We start from the raw sequence: 16,439 nt of genomic DNA, 5'->3' as shown, positions 1-16,439 counted from the left end.
GGAAACAGGCGGCCCGGATGCCGCCTGTTTTTGTTTTGGCAGGTGACCGCGCCGGTTCATTCATTTCATCGAAGCCGACTGGGTCAGCCCTGCGCCTCTTTTGGCCCGGAGCCTTGCCCAGAACCGATCGGTTTAGATCCTTTACGGCCGATCGGTTCCGCCTAAGCCGTCCTTGCGATTTATGAAAGTTTCGGCTTCATCCACCACGCGTTCCTTGACGGCATCATGAGCATCGGACGCAACATCCACGGCCTTTTGATAGACCTCCGACGCTACCTCTTTACCCTGCGCGACGGCGTCCTGCGCCTGATGGCTGAGGGTGTCTTTCGCGCTATCTGCGGCTTCCCCGACCAATTCATCCTCGGTGTCGGTGTGCGGCAGCGCCGCGCCGATCGCCGCTCCGACCGCGAAAGCCAGAGCTCCGCCAACCAGCGGCTGGTCGCGGAAATGGATGAGGATCGCCTCGTTGAGCTTGCTCGTTTGCTCCTGAAGACTGGTCGCCGCCGAAGAGGATCGGCTCGAAAGCGAGCTCGCCGCGCCAGACGCACGGGCGGTCAGGTCGCTCGCGGCGTTTTTCGCCTGCTCCCATTTCTCCGCCGCCCAGCCGGTTGCCGCGTCGAGCATTGCACCAGTCTCGTCGGTGATCTGACTGATCTGTTTTCCGCTAGCGTCGGCGAAGCCGCGATAGGTCTTGCCTGCCTCGTCCATGAAATGGCCGGCACGCCCCCCTGTTTCGTCAGTCAACGCTTTCAACCTCTTGCCGGATTCGTCGGCAAAATGGCTGTAACGCGCTCCGTTTTCCATTGCCGGCGGGCCAATCCTGCGGACCGGGCCAGTCGCCGGATAAAGCGGGTATTCAGGTTCCTCCCTCCAGGTCGCCGTGTCGCCTGATGACGGGCTGCCTTTTGCCATGAGCCAGGCTAGGCTCACGCCCATCAGCGCGACCGGCAGAGGGTTCGCCTTGAGGGCGTGGCCAAGATTGCTGACATATTCTGCGCCGCCGCTTCCCTTGGCGTAGGCAATCACCTCATCGATCAGCTGGCCTGGCGACATCCGTTCCTGGATAGCGTCAATCCGGTCGCCGATGCGGCGGCGGTCCTGGTCGATCTCCCGCTGAAGCTCGGCCGATGTTTTCTCCATTGGATTTTCCATCAGATTTTGTCCTTCACAACATCAACGTCGCGGCGAAGCGAGGCCGCAGTTCGATCCAGAGTCATGTTGCTCCCGCGAAGTGCGGCGAGGCCTCGGGAGACCAATGCCCACGCGATGCCGGCAATGATGATGCCGACGATAAGCGAGGCGAGCGCACTGGCCGTGGTTTCGCTAAATCCCTGTGTCACGAGAAAGGCCGCGAGACCGCCGACAAGGGCACTCAGCAGGACGCCGACCGCCCCGATTGCGAGGACCAATCCGAATAGGAGGATCTCCACGCCGCTGAGCGCCTGCGAAAGTTTTTCCGAAGCCTCCGTCTTGGCAAGATCGATTTCCTTGCGGAGCAGGCCCGTGACATCACTAACCAGGCCACTGACCAGTTCGGAGAGGGGCGTGTTCTCTGAAGATTTAGCCATTGTTCTCGCCTCCGGTCGTTGCTGGGCCGGAGCGACCGATTGATGGTTCGCGCGACGCGGCAGTTGTTTGCCTTTTCGCCGACGCTGTGAGGAAGCGGCTCGCGGCCAGGCCTGCAAGTGCGGCGATGCCGAGAAAGGCGAGCGGTTGTTTGCGCCCGAACTCTTCGGTCATGTTGGCGATTTCGCCGATGTTCTTGCCTTCCATCCGCCGAGCAACAGTCTGCACGCTCCGCCCGATTTGCTTGGCGTATCGTCCGACTTCTTCCTGACCGGAGCTTTCCATTTCGGCGCCGGCCTTCTCGAGCGCCATCGCAACACCGCCGACCTGGCGAGCGGCAAAGTTGGTGCGTTCGGAAATGACTTCCTTGGCTTTCTCGACGGCGGTGTCGGCACCGTCCCTGATCGTTTCCTTGACGGCGGAAACATCCTCGCTCACCTTCGCTTCCAGATCGGAAATGGACGTGCGCGTTCCCGGCGAAGAACCGGAACCTGGGGATGAGGACGGGGTCTGCGCGGACGCGCTCCGCCCCGCCGGATCTGTGAAATCGTTTTGCATTTCGAACCTCCCAATTCGTGCCGGCAACTGCCTAAGCCCCAAACCATGAATGGCCCGCTTTGTTCCCGGACGCGCTGTGGGACGTTCGCCTTCGCTATGGCTCAGAACTGCGACTGCGCGAAGCAGCACCGGCCCAGGCTTCTCCGCGTTCCTGATCTTTGGCGGGCGTGACAATAGACGCGGCTATGTAACGCTCCTCCCGGTCACCATCGTTGAAGTAGTAGACGGCGAGCAAGGATCCATCGCCGCGTTTTACGAGTCTCGGATAACCGAGATCAGCCGTGCCGCCGTCGCTCCGGATGATCTTCTCGGCGCCCCATGTCCGGCCGTCATCGAAACTCATGCGCATCCTGATCCCAAATGGCGGATCACGGTGGCCGTAGACGAGCAGCAGCATGCCTTCGATCCGCCCGAGCGCCGGCGGGTTGCCATTGCTGCCCGTGTTGTCGACGATGCAGCCTTCCGGCGTCCAGGTCCTCCCTTGGTCACGGGAGGTGAAGGCCTCTATCCAACCCTTGCCACCGCCTCTGCCCATGCAGCGCGTCAGCGTCAGGATGGCGCCGCCGGAAAGTGCCGTCGATGCCGGCATGATCGAATAGCCCTCAGGTTCCGGACCGACAAAGCATTGAAGGACGAAGCTTCGCCCGCCATCCACGGTGCGCGCGCAAAACACTCTTCCTTCCGCGCCGTCCTCTTTGGACGTGCCGAGCATGAAGAGCGCATCGTCCCTGCCGAGAGGAACGATATCGGTGCGCGCCGAGATCGGAAGGTGCAAACCGGCGAAACGAAACGGACCCTGCCATGTCAGGCACCGGTCCCGGCTGACATAGAACCAGCTGACAGCATCGCCCTGCACATCGGTTCTGGCGCACATGACGATCGTCTCGAGATCGAGGAAGTCTATGGGATCGTCAATCGAGCAAAGGTCTTCGCGGACCGACAGACGGGGGCGGACCTTGAGGTCGGCGTTCAAATGCTCGTCGGCCGAAAGCGAGAGCCCACCCGGCACGCGGCCGCGGAACGGCTCGCCCATCCATGTCAGTCCGCCGTCCAGACTGCGTGCCTGCCAGGGTACGAATGGGTAATCACGGTCCAATTCGTGCAACTCCCCTTTCGCTCCGAGTTTGCCGCGCGCGAAGACGACGACCATTTCGTCACCCCACGACCAGAGACCATAATTTGCCGGCCAGCCTGCGAACTCGCCGCGTCTGCGGTAGATTTCAAGATTGCGGAACTGCGTGTCCATGGAGGCTTCCAGACGGTCAGAGCGTTTCGACTGGAAGTGCCCGCACAAGCAATTCTTCCTGCCCGAGCAGCTCTTCGAGCTTGCGCCGGTATTGGCGCCACCAGGCCCGATCGAGACTGTCCACCATCACTTCGATCACGATGATCGTATCTTCTTCAGTGCCCTCGCCATTGGACCAAAACCCCTTTGCCGGGGAATTGAGGTATGAAGTCGCCCCGCCATGACGCTCCGTCATCTCGCGCTGAATCATCGCGATAATGTCTTCGATGTCGATCGCTGCTTGCGGCGCTGCCGGAATAAACAACTGTATCAGATGCATGTGGAATTCTCCTCGTCCCGCAAACTTCGGAGATCCGACGAGGTTCCGGCCCGGCTCGAAATCGGGTGCGATTTCATGGAACACTGGCCGCCGAAATCGCGGATATCCGGTTGGATGAAACCAATGCGGCGACGGACGGTCGTCGCCGTCGTTCAAGGATGCGCACCAGGCCCCTGCGGCAGCCGATGCTGGCGCTCTAAAAAGCCAGCCGCAGCTGCGGCGCCGCGGCCGGTGCTCGTCCTTCCAGCGAAGAGAGGGTGACGCCGAGCAGCCGTATGCCCTTTCGCGGCGGAAAGATCGGCGCGAGCAGCAGGTTGACCAGCTCCTCGAGGTCGGCGATTGCCGGCAGCGGTGCCGGAACCGTCTTGCTGCGAGTGACCTGGCTGAAGTCGGCATATTTCACCTTGAGCGTCACTGTCTTGGCGGCGATCCCGTTGGCCTCGCAGTAAGCCCACACCTTTTCGATCAGCGGCTGGAGACCTTCGCGAGCCGGCTCGAAAGCGTGGAGGTCCTGTGAGAAGGTATCTTCCGCGCCGACCGATTTGCGCACCCGGTCGGGCTTGACCTGGCGCTCGTCGATGCCGCGGGCGATGCCGTAAAAATAGGGGCCCGACTTGCCGAAATGCTCGACGAGGAACTCGAGTGTCTTCTCCTTGAGATCGGCGCCTGTTTCGATCCCGAGTTGATGCATCTTCTCAGCGGTTGCCGGTCCGACGCCATGGAATTTCCGGACGGGAAGCTGCTCGACGAAGGCCGGCCCGTTCTTCGGCGTGATGACAGCCTGGCCGTTCGGCTTGTTGAGGTCGCTCGCCATCTTCGCAAGAAATTTGTTGTAGGAAATCCCGGCCGACGCGTTGAGGCCGGTGACTTGCTTGATCTTGGCGCGAATCTCCAGAGCGACCTCGGTGGCGATCGTCATGCCTTTCAGATTTTGCGTCACATCGAGATAGGCCTCGTCGAGCGACAGCGGCTCGACCAGCGGCGTGTATTCGGCAAAGATCTCACGGATCTGCTGCGACACCGCCTTGTAGACGGCAAAGCGCGGCGGCACGAAGATCAGGTCAGGACATTTGCGCTTGGCAGTCACCGACGGCATTGCCGAGTGGACGCCGAATTTACGGGCCTCATAACTCGCCGCCGCCACCACACCCCGGGCGGCCGAGCCGCCGACGGCAATCGGTTTGCCGCGCAAGTCCGAATTATCGCGCTGCTCGACCGACGCATAAAAAGCATCCATGTCGACATGGACGATTTTGCGGACGGGGGGTGAGCTTATCTCGTTCATGGCGGTTTCAGCGATCGCGATGGGATCGGCATCTGAAATTGCGCGCCGAAACAAAAACAGAACATAGCAGGCCTGGGACGCGATATCAACAATTCCAATGGGCGGCTCGGACCTGCCGTCGAAACTACCAGCCGCCCAAGGCGTTCTCATCCTGTGAAAAATGAAAATAAGGAGGCAGCCAATGGCGGACGACAGCACGATCACGATCCGAGCCACATTCGAAACACGCGAAGCCGCTGATCTCGCGGTCGAACATCTGGTTCAGCAGCATGGGGTTTCGAGGCCCGACATCTTTATCCGGTCGGCAAGCGACCGGAACAGTGCGGGTTCGGCGCCATCAGGCGGGGATATCTCTCATGACGATGGCGCCCGTCGCGATGCGCCGCTCGAAGGCGAGATCGAGGTCTCGGCGGATATCGCATCCAGCCAAGTCGCCGCCGTCCAGCGCAGTCTCCGAGCTGCCGGCGCAGTGCGTGTATCGAGCCGCTGAGACCCAGCCTCAAGGCAGCATCCTCACAAACGGCAAATGCGGATCGAGGCGGGCGAGCAGATCGAGAGCGTAGGCGGCGCGCAGCAGGCGGTCGGGGCGCGTCTGGCCGGAGGCGGCGGCCAGCTGGCCGACGAGGCTGCCGGGAAGCGCCAGGCCTGCTTCGCCAAGCGTGCGCCCCAGGCGTTGCATGCGCTGCAGCCGCTCCGGATCCTCCATGCGGCCGCCGAGTTCGGCGAGCGCCAGGATTTCGTCGAAGGCGGTGGAGATCAGCCGCTGGCTGGCGGCCTGCGGGCGGGCCAGCGCTTCGAAGCGCATCGGTTTGCGCTCCGGCGCGCCGGGCAGCGTCAAGCTTTTGGTGAGGCGCGAGAGTAAGCTCGGCTTTTGCGCGGTCGTGGTTGCCGGCGCCGGCGGCAGGTCGAGGAGGGTCAGGCTGTCGGTTCCGAAACCGAGCGGCGAAAGCACGATGTCGGCGCCGCGGGCTTCGGCGAGGACGGTCAGCAGCGGCGGCTGGCGATCGCCGATCGAGCCAAGCAGCGCGAAATGGGCCTCCAGCCGTTCGTCGCCCTCTATCTCCAGCTCCAGCCAGGCCCCTTCGCGATCCCGCACCGGCCAGCGTCCGGCCTGCGCCACGCCGTCGAAGCGCAGCGAGCCGAAAGCGACTGGGCGCAAGATCAGCGGCAGGGCGCGGCGCGGCGGGGCCGCAAGTTTCGGCCGGAAGGCGCTCGCAAGACGGATGGCGCATTGTTTCCAGTCATCGATGACCGCGCCTTCGATCCCCTGCACGGCAGCACTCCAGCCGGCCTTGAGAAGCTCGGCGCGGCCGTTGCCGGTCTGCAGCCGGCCGTCCCCGGTGGCGGAGGCGCCCTCGAGGCGGAAGGCGCTGCCGGCGATCGCCGCGAGCGAACGGCCGAAGACCGGCTCGGCGGTGGCCGCCTGGCGCGGCACAAAACCCGGATCGCTGCCGGCCCCGCGCGCCAGCGTCGCGCTGAAGCTTCGCCCGTCCATGGAGAGATAATAGCCGGTCACCCCGCGTGCGCCGCTGTCGGCCTGCCACAGGCGCAGGCCGCAACCGACGAGGTCGATCGCCGGCAGCGGCTGCGGCGCTTCGGCAGCCGCGCCGGTGAGCAAAGGTTCATCGGGCGAGGCTTGAAGCGCCTCCGTCAAGGCATAGGCGCGCGCCAGCATGACGAGAAGCTCGGCGGGATCGGCCGCATCCAGCCGCTCGCGTCTTCGCCGGATCATCGCGGCGATGGTGCGAAGCTCGGCGGCAAGCCGCGGCATTGCTTCGGTGCGCGAGGACAGGACAAGATCGCCGATCCGCTCTTCGAGACCGGCAGGCGCCTTCGACAGCGCCTGGCGCGCGGCATCGCGCAGCAATGCGGCCGCGTCTTCGAGTGTGCCTGACGTGGCTCTGCCTGGCTCTTCCGGCGCTTGTTCGGCACCGGCGGTCATCTCACCGGGGCCGCGGACGGCGAGAAGCGCTGCCGCATGCAGCGCCGCGCGTTGCGAGGTCGCCGCCTTGGAGAGCATGCCGGCAGGACCGCCGCCGGCGGGATAAAGCACCTGATGATGGGCGCCGAGCGCGATGCGGACGGCATTCGGGCTCGTTTCAATCCTGATCGCGCCCGGTTCCAGTTCCGCCAGCAGCGTTTGCGCCTGGATAAAAGCGGCGCGGCCGAAGGCGCGGATGATGACGTCTTGCTCGAGCGAAAGGATTTCCGCATGTGGATCCGGAATGGCTTCAGCGCGGATCGGCTCCGCCGTCTCGGCTGCGCCCGGCTCCTCGGCCGGTCTTACCTCCTCCGCCTCGCGGATGAAAATGATGCCGGCGAGAATATGCCGGCAAAGGCCGGTTGCCGGGCAGCTGCAGCTTGCGGCAGCCAGCGGACCGGCGGTGAGCCGCACGCTTTCACCATCGGCTTCGGCAAGGGCTGTCCCGCCATCCCAGCCGGACAGGCGCACGAGCCCGGCCTCCACATCCCGGCGGGCGCGGCGCAGCAGGCCTTTGGAGGAGGCTGCCTCCAGCACCTCATCGCTGAGGGCTGCGGCATCGAAACGCTGGGAGTTTTCCGTCTTGCCCCGCTTCACCTGATATGCCCCGCAACCCAATCGGCAAAATGCTCCGGCGTCAGTGCGGCGATCTCCATTCCGGCATCGACGAGCCGGGCGGCGGTATCGCGATCATAGGCCGGCCGGGCGGCCTCATCGAGAGCGGCAAGCCCGAGCAGCTTCACCCGGGCGCCGGCAAGCCGCCGCACCGCGGCAAAGAGCGGGGCGGCGGGCGCACCTTCGCAAAAATCCGAGACCAGCACGAAGATCGTCCGCTGCGGCTCGGCAATATGGGTCGCCTCGCAATAGGCGACGGCCCGGCCGATATCGGTTCCGCCGCCGAGCTGGACCGACATCAGCACATCGACGGGATCGCCGACCTCGTCGCTGAGGTCGACCACCGACGTGTCGAACAGCACCAGCTTCACCGTCACCGCCGGCAGCGTCGAAAGGATCGAGGCCATCACGGCGCTGTAGATCAGGGAGGTCGCCATCGAGCCCGACTGGTCGATGCAGAGCACGATCCGCCAGGGCAGATGGCGGCGGGCGGCGGCGTGGAAATGCAGATGTTCGGCGATCAGCACACGCCGCGCCTGGTCCCAGTTCTTCAGGTTCTTGCGGATCGTCTGGTTCCAGGCGATGTCGCGGGCGCTGGAGCGGCGCGCCGTGGTCTCGCCGCGCCGTCTTGCGCCGGAGAGCGCCCGGCTCGTCTTCAGGCGCAGCTTCTTCGTCAGCTCCTCGACGACGCGCTTGGCGACCTGGCGGATTTTTCCCGCGATGACAGGATCGGAGCGGCCGCGATGGGCAAGCAGTGCCGCAAGCAGCGACGGGTCGGGATCGAGTTCGGCGAGTGCCTTCGGATCGTCGAGGATCTCGGTCATGCCGAACCGGCCGAGCGCATCCTTCTCGACCCGCTCCAGCACCGATTTCGGAAAGAGCGAGCGCATCTCGCCAAACCATTCCGGCAGCGTCATCTGCGGCGGCTCCGCACCGCCCTTGGGGTCCTTCCTGTTGCCTTCGGGGCCTCCGGTGCGGATGCCGCGGCGGCGATAGGATTCGCCGTAGATGCGGTCGAGCGCGGCATCGCGGCGGGCGTCGGCGCCGCTGCAGCTGCCGGAGAGCTGGCGCTCGGCAAAGCGGCCAAGCACCAGGCGCCAGCGGCGAAGACTTTCCTCGGGCTTGTTGTCGTTGCTCATGGCGCCCGCTCCTCCAGCCAGAGCCCAAGCCCATCTGCCTGCATCAGCTCGGCAAAGCTGGCATTGAGGCGGGCATTGGCGAGCATCTCGGCCTCTGTCAGGCCACCGGAGAAACGCGGCGCCAGATCGAGATCGCTGCCCTTCGCTTGCGCGATCACGGCGGCGAGCGCATCGGTTTCGTCAGGCGCAAGGGCGGTGAAGGCAAGGCGCAGCGCCGGCAGCACCTCGATGAAATCAGCCTCGTCGAAGCCGGCGAGCACCAGATCCAGCCTTTCCAGCAGCGCCGGCGTGCGCTTGAGCAGGGCCGGCTGCACCGCCAGCAGGCCGGCCAGCGCCTCCACCCGGGCGGGCGGTTCGCCGACGCTGAATTGCAGTGGGCCGATGACACGGGTGGCCAGCGCCTCCGCACTCAGCCTGCCCGACATATGCCCGATCGCGGCGACCGCGCCTGCCGCCCGCGGCGCCAGATCGGCGTCGATGAGGGCGGCGACCCCCTCGTCGAGCAGATCGAGATCGAGCGGTTGCTCGCCTTCTCCAGCCTGCGCGCCGGCTTCGGCGATCTCGTTCAGCGTTGCCAGCGCATCGACATAACGCGGCACGTCCTCGTCCCTGGCGGTCTCGAGGTCCGGCAGCAGGTCTATCGCGCGGCGATAGGCGATGAGGCGCAGTTCATCCGGCCCCGGCATGCCGGCAAAACCCAGCGCCTTGCGGCCGCGCTGGAGATTATCGAGCATCGACAGGCAGACCGAGACCCGGCCGAAATCCGGATCGGTGGCAACGGCCGGACCGATCGCGGCAATCAGCGCGCCGCAGGATCTGGCAAGACCCGCCTGGGCTGCAATCATCAGCAGGCGGATGGCCGCATGGGCGTTTTTCGCCTGGCCTTCCTCGCCGAGCGCCTGGACTCGGCGGGCGAGAACGGCGTCGGCGGCGCGCTCCACCGTATCGCCATCGATCGAGAGTGCCACCAGCCGGCTTTCGACGGCCGGCGACCATCGATAGGTCCATTCCTCGAACAGCACGTCGGTGGCAATGCCGCCCGCCCAATCCGGACCTCTGAGACAACGGCCAAAGCCGGTGCCGAGCAAGGTCATCACATGCAGGAAGCGGCTGGCGGCTAGATGCCGGGGCTTGCGATGGATATCGAGCAGGCGGTTGCGCTCCGTGCCGTCCTCAATGCGGAAACCGAGCGCCCGGGCCCGCCGGCGCACCGCTTCCACCAGCGGCGGAGCGCCGGCGCCGCTGGGCACCTCGCCGATGCCTTCGCCGGTGAGCTCGGCAAGCAGCGCCTCCATCAGCGGCGAACCGTTGCGGGGATCTTCCCCCTTCATGAGGCAGGAGCGTGCCGCATCGAGAATTTCAGCCCGCCCCGGACCCTGCAATCCGCGCAAATCGGCCAGCGCCTGCGCCTGGGCGACGGTTGCAGCAAGCGAGGGCAGCGGCGGGGTGAAATTCGGCCGGTCGCGGCGCAGGCGCTGGGTGAGGTCGAGAACCACATCGGTCGCCGCCTCGGTGAACGGATCGTCATGGCCCTCGGCGATCCGCTGCTGCAGCCGCTCGTACCAGCGCGGCGACGGCATGCCGGCGCCGTAGCCGTTGATCCGGTCGAGATGGTCGTGGGTGTAGCGGATCAGATAGGACTTCGTCTGGATGCCCGGCTTGGCCTGCACCTTCGTCTCCTCGGGCTTATCCGGCGGGGGATCGATCATCACAGGCGTATGGAATCCGCCGGTGATGACGGCGATCGGCCCGTCGCCGGAAAGCGCTTGAGCCTTTGCCATCGCCGCCCGCATGCAGGCCTCGCGGGCCAGCGTGTCGTCGGCGGCAATCTCCTCGGCCGGTGTGGCAAGCCGCGACAGCGCGCAGTGAATGCCGACGTCGCGGAAGAAACCGCGCCAGTCCTTTTCGGCCGCGCGGGATTCGAACAGCCGGTCCCAGGCCTCGTTGAAATCGCGCACGCCGAGGCGCTTCACCAGGCCATCGGCATAATGCGAATAGGCAAGCTGGCCCTCATCGGTCAAAAGGGTCGGCCCCGTTTCGTCCTGGCTTCGCTCGTCCTGTCTGGGCTCATCCTGTCTCGGCTCGTCCTGTCTCGGGGCTTCCTCACCGTCTTCCCCGGTCTCGCCCTTCTTCTCCGACCGCGCGGCGGCCAGGCGGGCGCCGCTCTCCCGGTCGGCCAGAATGACGGCGCTGCCGAATTCGCCCGCCAGCCGCAGGGCCGCCCATTCCGGCGAGGTCGCCGAAAACGGCCAGTATCCGACAGGAAGGCGCTCGTCGGAGGTCTTTTCCCCATCGGCGACCGAGACGATGGCGATCGGCAGCCTGATGTCGGGATGCGAGAGCAGCGGCAGCAGGGGCGCAAAATCCGCCGGCATCTCCAGCACGATGGCGCGCGGGCGGATTTCGGCCAGGGCTGCGGCAAGATGCAGCGCGCAGGCGGGGCTGTGGTGGCGGATCGGAAAGAAGAAAAACCCGCCCTCGCCCGAGGTCAGCCGCTGCCCGTAGGCGAGAAAGTCCTGACGTTCCGCCGCTGCCGCTGCCGCCTCCATTCAGTCGAGCCTTAAGGCGCGCGCCGCCTCGTAGAAGGAGCGCCAGTCGCTTCCCGAGCGGGCGCGGTCCTTGACGATATGATCGACATAGGACTTGAACTTGCGGCCGTCCTCCGGATCGTCCTTCATGACGATGCCGCCGATCTGGCGGGCGAGATGGGCGCCCGTCACCCTGCCGTCGCCGAGATAGGCGGCTTCGAGGGCGGCGGCATGGGCGACATTGACCGCTTCGGCGGTGGACATGACGGCCGTCGGCTTCTGCAGCGTCACGCCTTCGGCGGTGCGGCCGGCCCTCAGATCCTGGAAGCAGGAGACGAGGATGCCAAGGGCCGCGTCCGACATATCCGGCTTGATGCCTGAAGGTGCCAGGCGGTCGGCAAGACGGCGCTCGATCAATTCGCGTTCGAAGGCCGGGTCGGTGATCGGATGCACAGTCTCGAAATTGAAGCGGCGCTTCAAGGCGCTCGACATTTCGCTGACGCCGCGGTCGCGAAGGTTCGCCGTGCCGATGATGTTGAAGCCGGGTGCGGCGCGCACGATCGCGCCATCGCCGAGTTCGGGAATGGCGATCATCTTTTCCGAGAGGATCGAGATCAGCCCGTCCTGGATCTCCGGCGGGCAGCGCGTCAGCTCCTCGATGCGCATGACGAGGCCACCCCGCATCGCCTGCAGCACCGGCGATGGCACGAGCGCCTTTTCGCTCGGGCCTTCGGCAATCAGCAGCGCGTAGTTCCAGCCATAACGCAGATGTTCTTCCATGGTGCCGGCCGAGCCTTGCACGACCAGACGGGTCGAGCCGGTGACGGCTGCCGCCAGAAGCTCGCTCAGCATCGATTTCGCCGTGCCGGGTTCACCGACAAGCAGCAGCCCCTGCTCGCCCATCAGGCTGACGATCGCACGCTCGACCAGCGCATCGTCGCCATAGAATTTGCGCGAGATGCCGAGCGCGGGATCGCCGAGCACGAAGGAGCGCACCGCGCGCGCCGAAAGCCGCCAGCCCGGCGGGCGCAGCCCCTTGTCGGCCTGCTCGAGCTTGGCGAGTTCGGCGGCATGGAGGGTTTCCGTCGCCGGGCGAAGTGCTGTCTGATCCATGTTCACCATCCGCCCTTTTTCTGCCATTCGCTATCGAAGCCGGTGCCCTTGTCGGCAATGGCGCGCAGATCGTTCCATGTTTCGCTGAGCAGGACCGGCGGCACCTTGGAGAGCGTCGTCTCGCCGCCATAGATCACCCGGCCGCCCGGCAGAATTTTCGCAAAGCGCATTTCGGTCAGCGCCTTCGGCACACGTTCATTCTCGCCGATATAACTGCCGGTGAATTCGATGACGGCGGCAAAACCGCAATCGCCGAAGGCCTTCTCATAGGTGTAGAAGCCGGCGCCGTCCTCGACCGGCCCTCTGACATAGCCGAGCGCCTCGGCGGCCGAACGCAGCGTCAGATTGTCGATCATCCAGCCCTTGCGGTCGTCGATATGCTTGGCATTGGGTTTCTCGTCCGACAGAACCGGGCGGTCGAGCTGCTCGAACAGCGGCTTGACCTCGTAATCGTCGAGATGGGTCTTCCAGGCCTTGGCGCCCGCCTCGCCGAGGCTGACGCGATGGGCGATCGAGATGCCGGAAAAAGTGTCGAGCACAACCGGCTCGTCTTCGGCATTGGTGAAGCTGCCGTCATCGAGCGCCCGGAAGCTTCCGATGATCTTGCCCTTGTCATCATGGCCGGCAAGAACCAGGCGGCGCAGCAGCCGGCCGACGATCGGGTGGGCGAGCAGGAAGGTTTCGAAATCCTCACGCGGCCAGATGCGGGCCGCACACATTGCCTCATAGAGACGGCCGCTCTGCAGCTCCACCGTCTGCTTCAGCTCCTTCTTGGCGTTGGAAAGCAGCTTCTTGCCCTCCTTTGCCTCTTCGGCCTCTTCAGGATCGGTCGGGGTCGGCAGTGAAGCGATCGGCTTGCCGTCGGGATTTTCAACGGTGAGCTTCAGCTCCTGCGCGCCGTTCTTCGCGCGCTCCGCCACCAGCCGCGCCCGGAAAAGCCGCTCGCCGATCGGCAGTTCGAGAATGCCGTCCTCGTCGATGCCGGCAGAGGGCATGGTGCGGTCGCCGAGCTCGGCCGGCGTCCAGCCGCGGGCCTCGGCAAAGGCGGTGATCACTTCGCCGGCATATTTGCGCATACCCGGCTGCTTGTGGCGCTGCGAGGCGATCAGCACCAGCTGCAGCACCTGGGGAACCGGGTTTGCCATCAGCGCATCGATCAGCGCCCGGCACTGGTTCGGCCGCTTGCCATGCTCGCGAAGGTACCGCTTGACGAGCAGCGTGGTTTCGGCCGGCGGCGCAAAACGGGCAAGCGCCAGCAGGCCGCGATGATCGAGCGCGCTGTTTAAATAGATGGCGAGCTTTTCGCGGCGCAGCTCGGCGAAGGCCAGTTCCTCGGTAAAATCCTTGCGCCATTGCTTGGTATAGTCGTAGCGCTGCTTGGCATTTTCCGCCGCATAGGCATTGGCCTCTTCGCTGGTCGGCCGCTGGGTGTCGTAAGAGATGAAGGCGGAGACGACCGCCGCCCCCAGCCGCTCGGCATCCCTGCGGTCGAGACGTTCGAGCGCCATGTGGATCATGGGATCGCCGCCGGCCATTTTCAGCTTGTGCGACCGGGCAAACCACCATTTTACCAGCTTGGCCGAGACCTCGCGCCCATCCGCCCAATGCAGCACAGGCAGGTTTTCGGCATCGAAAAGCGGGGAATAATCGACCTTGGTCGAGGCCAGCCCCTTTTCGGCTTCGGCCAGCAGCGTCTCTTCGGCGAAGAGATCGGAGGTATCGTCGCCGCAGGCGGCGAGTGCCGACATGGCGGCCGCCTTGACCGTGACCGATTTCTCCTTGGCCAGGGCCGCCCGCAGCGGCGCGATCGCATTGCCGTCCCGCCGTTCCGCCAGCCAGCGGGCAGCGGCAAGCCGTTTGGTTTCCGGCCCTGATGTCAGCATCGGCGTGATCAGCGGCGTCAGATCGGCGACTTCGCGCAGGAGGTAACGGGCAAACTCGCGCTGGCGGACGCCTCCTTGCACGGCGCGGTCGGCCACCAGCGGGAAATAGCGGCGCGGCAGGTGCGGAAACATCCTGAGCCAGGAGAAAATGAAATCCTCGCTCCAGCGCTCCTTCAGGCCGTCGCCGGCGAGCGCCGCGTCGAGCGCGGCAAAGTTCTCGGCCAGCAGCGGCCAGACATTGGCGGGCGCCGGCTCGTCGATCATCTCGGAAATATTGACATAGGCCTTGTCGGCGAGCGCATCGACCATGGTCCCGAATGCCGGCGCTCCGGCCTCTGCGGCGATATCAGCGAGGATGCGGATATCGGCGCCGGCCTTGATGCGGGCGAGGATTTCATTGTCGGGACCGCGCATCCAGTAATTCGTCGTTCCCAGCACGATACGCAGGATGTGCTGCCAATGCCGCCCGTCCGTCGCCTGGAAAAGCAGCCGCGACAGCGCCTGAAAGGAGATATCCGTACGGGAGAAGATCGCCTTCAGCCCGTTGCCCAGGAGCTGGCGCGTCTGCCGCATCCAGTTATCGGTGCTCTTGTCGTCGACCGCTTTCCAGATCTCCCGGCGCTGCGCCTCGCTGAGGCGTTCACCCCGCATGGCGGCGACGATATGTTTTGCAATCGCCGGCTCGAAGGGTGGCGAAAACGGACGGGCCGGCCGCTGGTTCCAGTCTTTGCCCGGCGGCGTCTGGTCGTAATCGATGCGGGCCGCGGCATTAGCTTCGGTCAGAAGCTTGCGGAACGCCTCTTCCAGATCGGCCGGCAGCGGCTCCTCCTTGGCGGCGGGCGGCGGCGCGGCAACGAAGCTGCCGTCGAAGGCGAGGTAACCTGCCTCGCCATCCCCCTCGCCCTCGCCTGCCTCGGCGCCGGCAACCTTGCCTGCCGCATAGGTCGCCCGGATCGTTGCGATCGCCGCCAGCACCGTATTGGATTTTTCCTCGCCCCCGTGCCGGTCGAGGATCGGCAGGGAGCGCTCGCGCAGCAGGGCGGCCAGAATATTGACGCCGGCCAGCCGTTCGTTGGCCTTGCGGGAGGCGAGAAATTCCTCGGCCTTTACCTGCACCTTTGCCTCGTCGGCCACCTTCAGCGCATTCGAAGCCGCCTCGCGCACCGTCTTGGCGCCGTCGCTCGCCATCTGGAAGGCGAAGTCGAAGAAGTGGCGGTCGCGGTCGATCAGGCCGTTCTGGCCGAGGAAACTGACCATGACCTCGCGGCCGCCTGCCGCCAGCGTCCCGATCGTCCTGGTCGCTTCCTCGGGCATGGCGGCGATCGCATCGGCAAGGCCGGGCAGTTTCAGCATCCGCTGGGTCAGATATCCGTAGGGCACGTCCTTATCCGAAAAGGCGCAGTCGATCAGCGGCGCGACCGAGGGGGCAAGCTCGGCAGCTTCCATCATCTCGGAAATGCGCGGCGCTGTGAGAAAGCCAAGGGGATTGCGGCCTTCCGGTGCCGAGGTGTCGAAGAGCAGGCTTGCCGTGCGCAGCCAATGCGGCGATTGATCGCTGCCGGGAAAGCGCCACGCCCGGTTTTGCGCATTAAACTGGCTGTGCAGATGGAGATAGCGATAAAGCGCCGCCGGATCGAAGCCTTCGAGTTCGAAGAGCACCCTTTCCCTGGCCTTGTGGCGCTTCTCGCGCTCGACCTTGTTATTCCAATCGTCAGCCACGGCGATGAACACATTGTGAAGCTTGGTGCGGATATCACCCTGGGTGGTCTTCAACAGATTGCTCACATGAAGCACGCTCGCTTCGTCGGCGCCTGTCAGGACATAGCAGGCAAGCGCCTTGCCGAGACCCTTTTCGACGCTGTCGAAGAAGGCGAGGTCCGCCGTGATGGCGTCCCTGTCCCTTGCCGTCAGTGCGCCTCCTGCCGGACCGTCGTCCCTTTCCGAACGGCCACGGAAAAGCTTCTTCAAACCCTCTACGAACATCGTCAATCCCTCCTCACCAGGGCTAATTCTGCGCGGTCATGTCTTTTGGGTGATGCTGCGGCCAGGGGCGATGGGAAAACAGTGTCAGCGCGCTGGCATCAAGCATGGGCGGCAATCCGAAATTTATTGAACGAGTAAAAACTAATCATGCAAATCAACGGTCGTATGACGATGCTTGCAGCTAGCGCGCATCCGGCCGTTTTCAAGCGTCAGAGAGGTCTTT

General features: G+C 64.9%; 12 protein-coding genes. 1 reads left to right on the top strand and 11 read right to left on the bottom strand.

Going from position 1 to position 16,439, the window contains the following annotated elements:
* Positions 1–141: 141 nt before the first annotated feature.
* From RlegSU303_RS03655 to dinB, 6 genes are all read right to left on the bottom strand, one after another.
* Entirely contained in the window at positions 142–1,152 is a 1,011-nt protein-coding gene (locus RlegSU303_RS03655; RefSeq protein WP_131720399.1) for a DUF3618 domain-containing protein, read from the bottom strand.
* Entirely contained in the window at positions 1,152–1,568 is a 417-nt protein-coding gene (locus RlegSU303_RS03650) for a phage holin family protein (RefSeq protein WP_131624382.1), read from the bottom strand. Before RlegSU303_RS03650 ends, RlegSU303_RS03655 begins: the two co-directional genes overlap by 1 nt.
* Positions 1,561–2,124: a nutrient deprivation-induced protein gene (locus RlegSU303_RS03645; RefSeq protein WP_131720410.1), complete on the bottom strand. Its 564-nt coding sequence runs from the start codon at positions 2,122–2,124 to the stop codon at positions 1,561–1,563. Before RlegSU303_RS03645 ends, RlegSU303_RS03650 begins: the two co-directional genes overlap by 8 nt.
* 94 nt (positions 2,125–2,218) lie before the next feature.
* Positions 2,219–3,370, bottom strand: coding sequence for a sialidase family protein (locus tag RlegSU303_RS03640; protein ID WP_131720398.1), 1,152 nt, complete (start codon positions 3,368–3,370; stop codon positions 2,219–2,221).
* A 16-nt stretch (positions 3,371–3,386) separates the two neighbouring features.
* Positions 3,387–3,689 (bottom strand): hypothetical protein, encoded by a 303-nt coding sequence (locus tag RlegSU303_RS03635; protein WP_131624388.1) that lies wholly within the window; start codon positions 3,687–3,689, stop codon positions 3,387–3,389.
* A 196-nt stretch (positions 3,690–3,885) separates the two neighbouring features.
* On the bottom strand, positions 3,886–4,974 hold the full coding sequence (dinB, locus tag RlegSU303_RS03630; RefSeq protein WP_131624390.1) for a DNA polymerase IV: 1,089 nt from the start codon (positions 4,972–4,974) through the stop codon (positions 3,886–3,888).
* A gap of 181 nt (positions 4,975–5,155) precedes the next feature.
* Between dinB and RlegSU303_RS03625 the strand changes: the two genes are divergently transcribed.
* Entirely contained in the window at positions 5,156–5,464 is a 309-nt protein-coding gene (locus RlegSU303_RS03625) for a hypothetical protein (protein WP_017959343.1), read from the top strand.
* Positions 5,465–5,473: 9 nt separating this feature from the next.
* On the opposite strand, the gene RlegSU303_RS03620 is transcribed toward RlegSU303_RS03625, so the two are convergent.
* The 5 genes from RlegSU303_RS03620 to RlegSU303_RS03600 are packed head-to-tail and all read right to left on the bottom strand — an operon-like array spanning position 5,474 to position 16,216.
* Positions 5,474–7,552, bottom strand: a complete 2,079-nt coding sequence (locus RlegSU303_RS03620) for a hypothetical protein (RefSeq protein WP_131720397.1) — start codon at positions 7,550–7,552, stop codon at positions 5,474–5,476.
* On the bottom strand, positions 7,549–8,709 hold the full coding sequence (locus RlegSU303_RS03615; protein WP_231283466.1) for a VWA domain-containing protein: 1,161 nt from the start codon (positions 8,707–8,709) through the stop codon (positions 7,549–7,551). Before RlegSU303_RS03615 ends, RlegSU303_RS03620 begins: the two co-directional genes overlap by 4 nt.
* The gene (locus RlegSU303_RS03610; RefSeq protein ID WP_131624396.1) at positions 8,706–11,258 is read right to left on the bottom strand and encodes a DUF5682 family protein; all 2,553 of its coding nucleotides are present in this window, start codon (positions 11,256–11,258) and stop codon (positions 8,706–8,708) included. The genes RlegSU303_RS03615 and RlegSU303_RS03610 overlap by 4 nt, the downstream gene beginning before the upstream one ends.
* Positions 11,259–12,350, bottom strand: a complete 1,092-nt coding sequence (locus RlegSU303_RS03605) for an ATP-binding protein (RefSeq protein ID WP_231283465.1) — start codon at positions 12,348–12,350, stop codon at positions 11,259–11,261.
* A 2-nt stretch (positions 12,351–12,352) separates the two neighbouring features.
* Complete coding sequence (locus tag RlegSU303_RS03600; RefSeq protein WP_131720395.1) at positions 12,353–16,216, bottom strand: DUF4132 domain-containing protein; 3,864 nt, start codon at positions 16,214–16,216, stop codon at positions 12,353–12,355.
* Positions 16,217–16,439: the final 223 nt, after the last annotated feature.

Origin of the sequence: Rhizobium sp. SU303, from assembly GCF_021052345.1 — a bacterium.
Lineage (GTDB): Bacteria > Pseudomonadota > Alphaproteobacteria > Rhizobiales > Rhizobiaceae > Rhizobium > Rhizobium laguerreae.
Note: the sequence above shows the minus strand (reverse complement) of the source record. Positions and strands in the feature narration are given on the sequence as shown.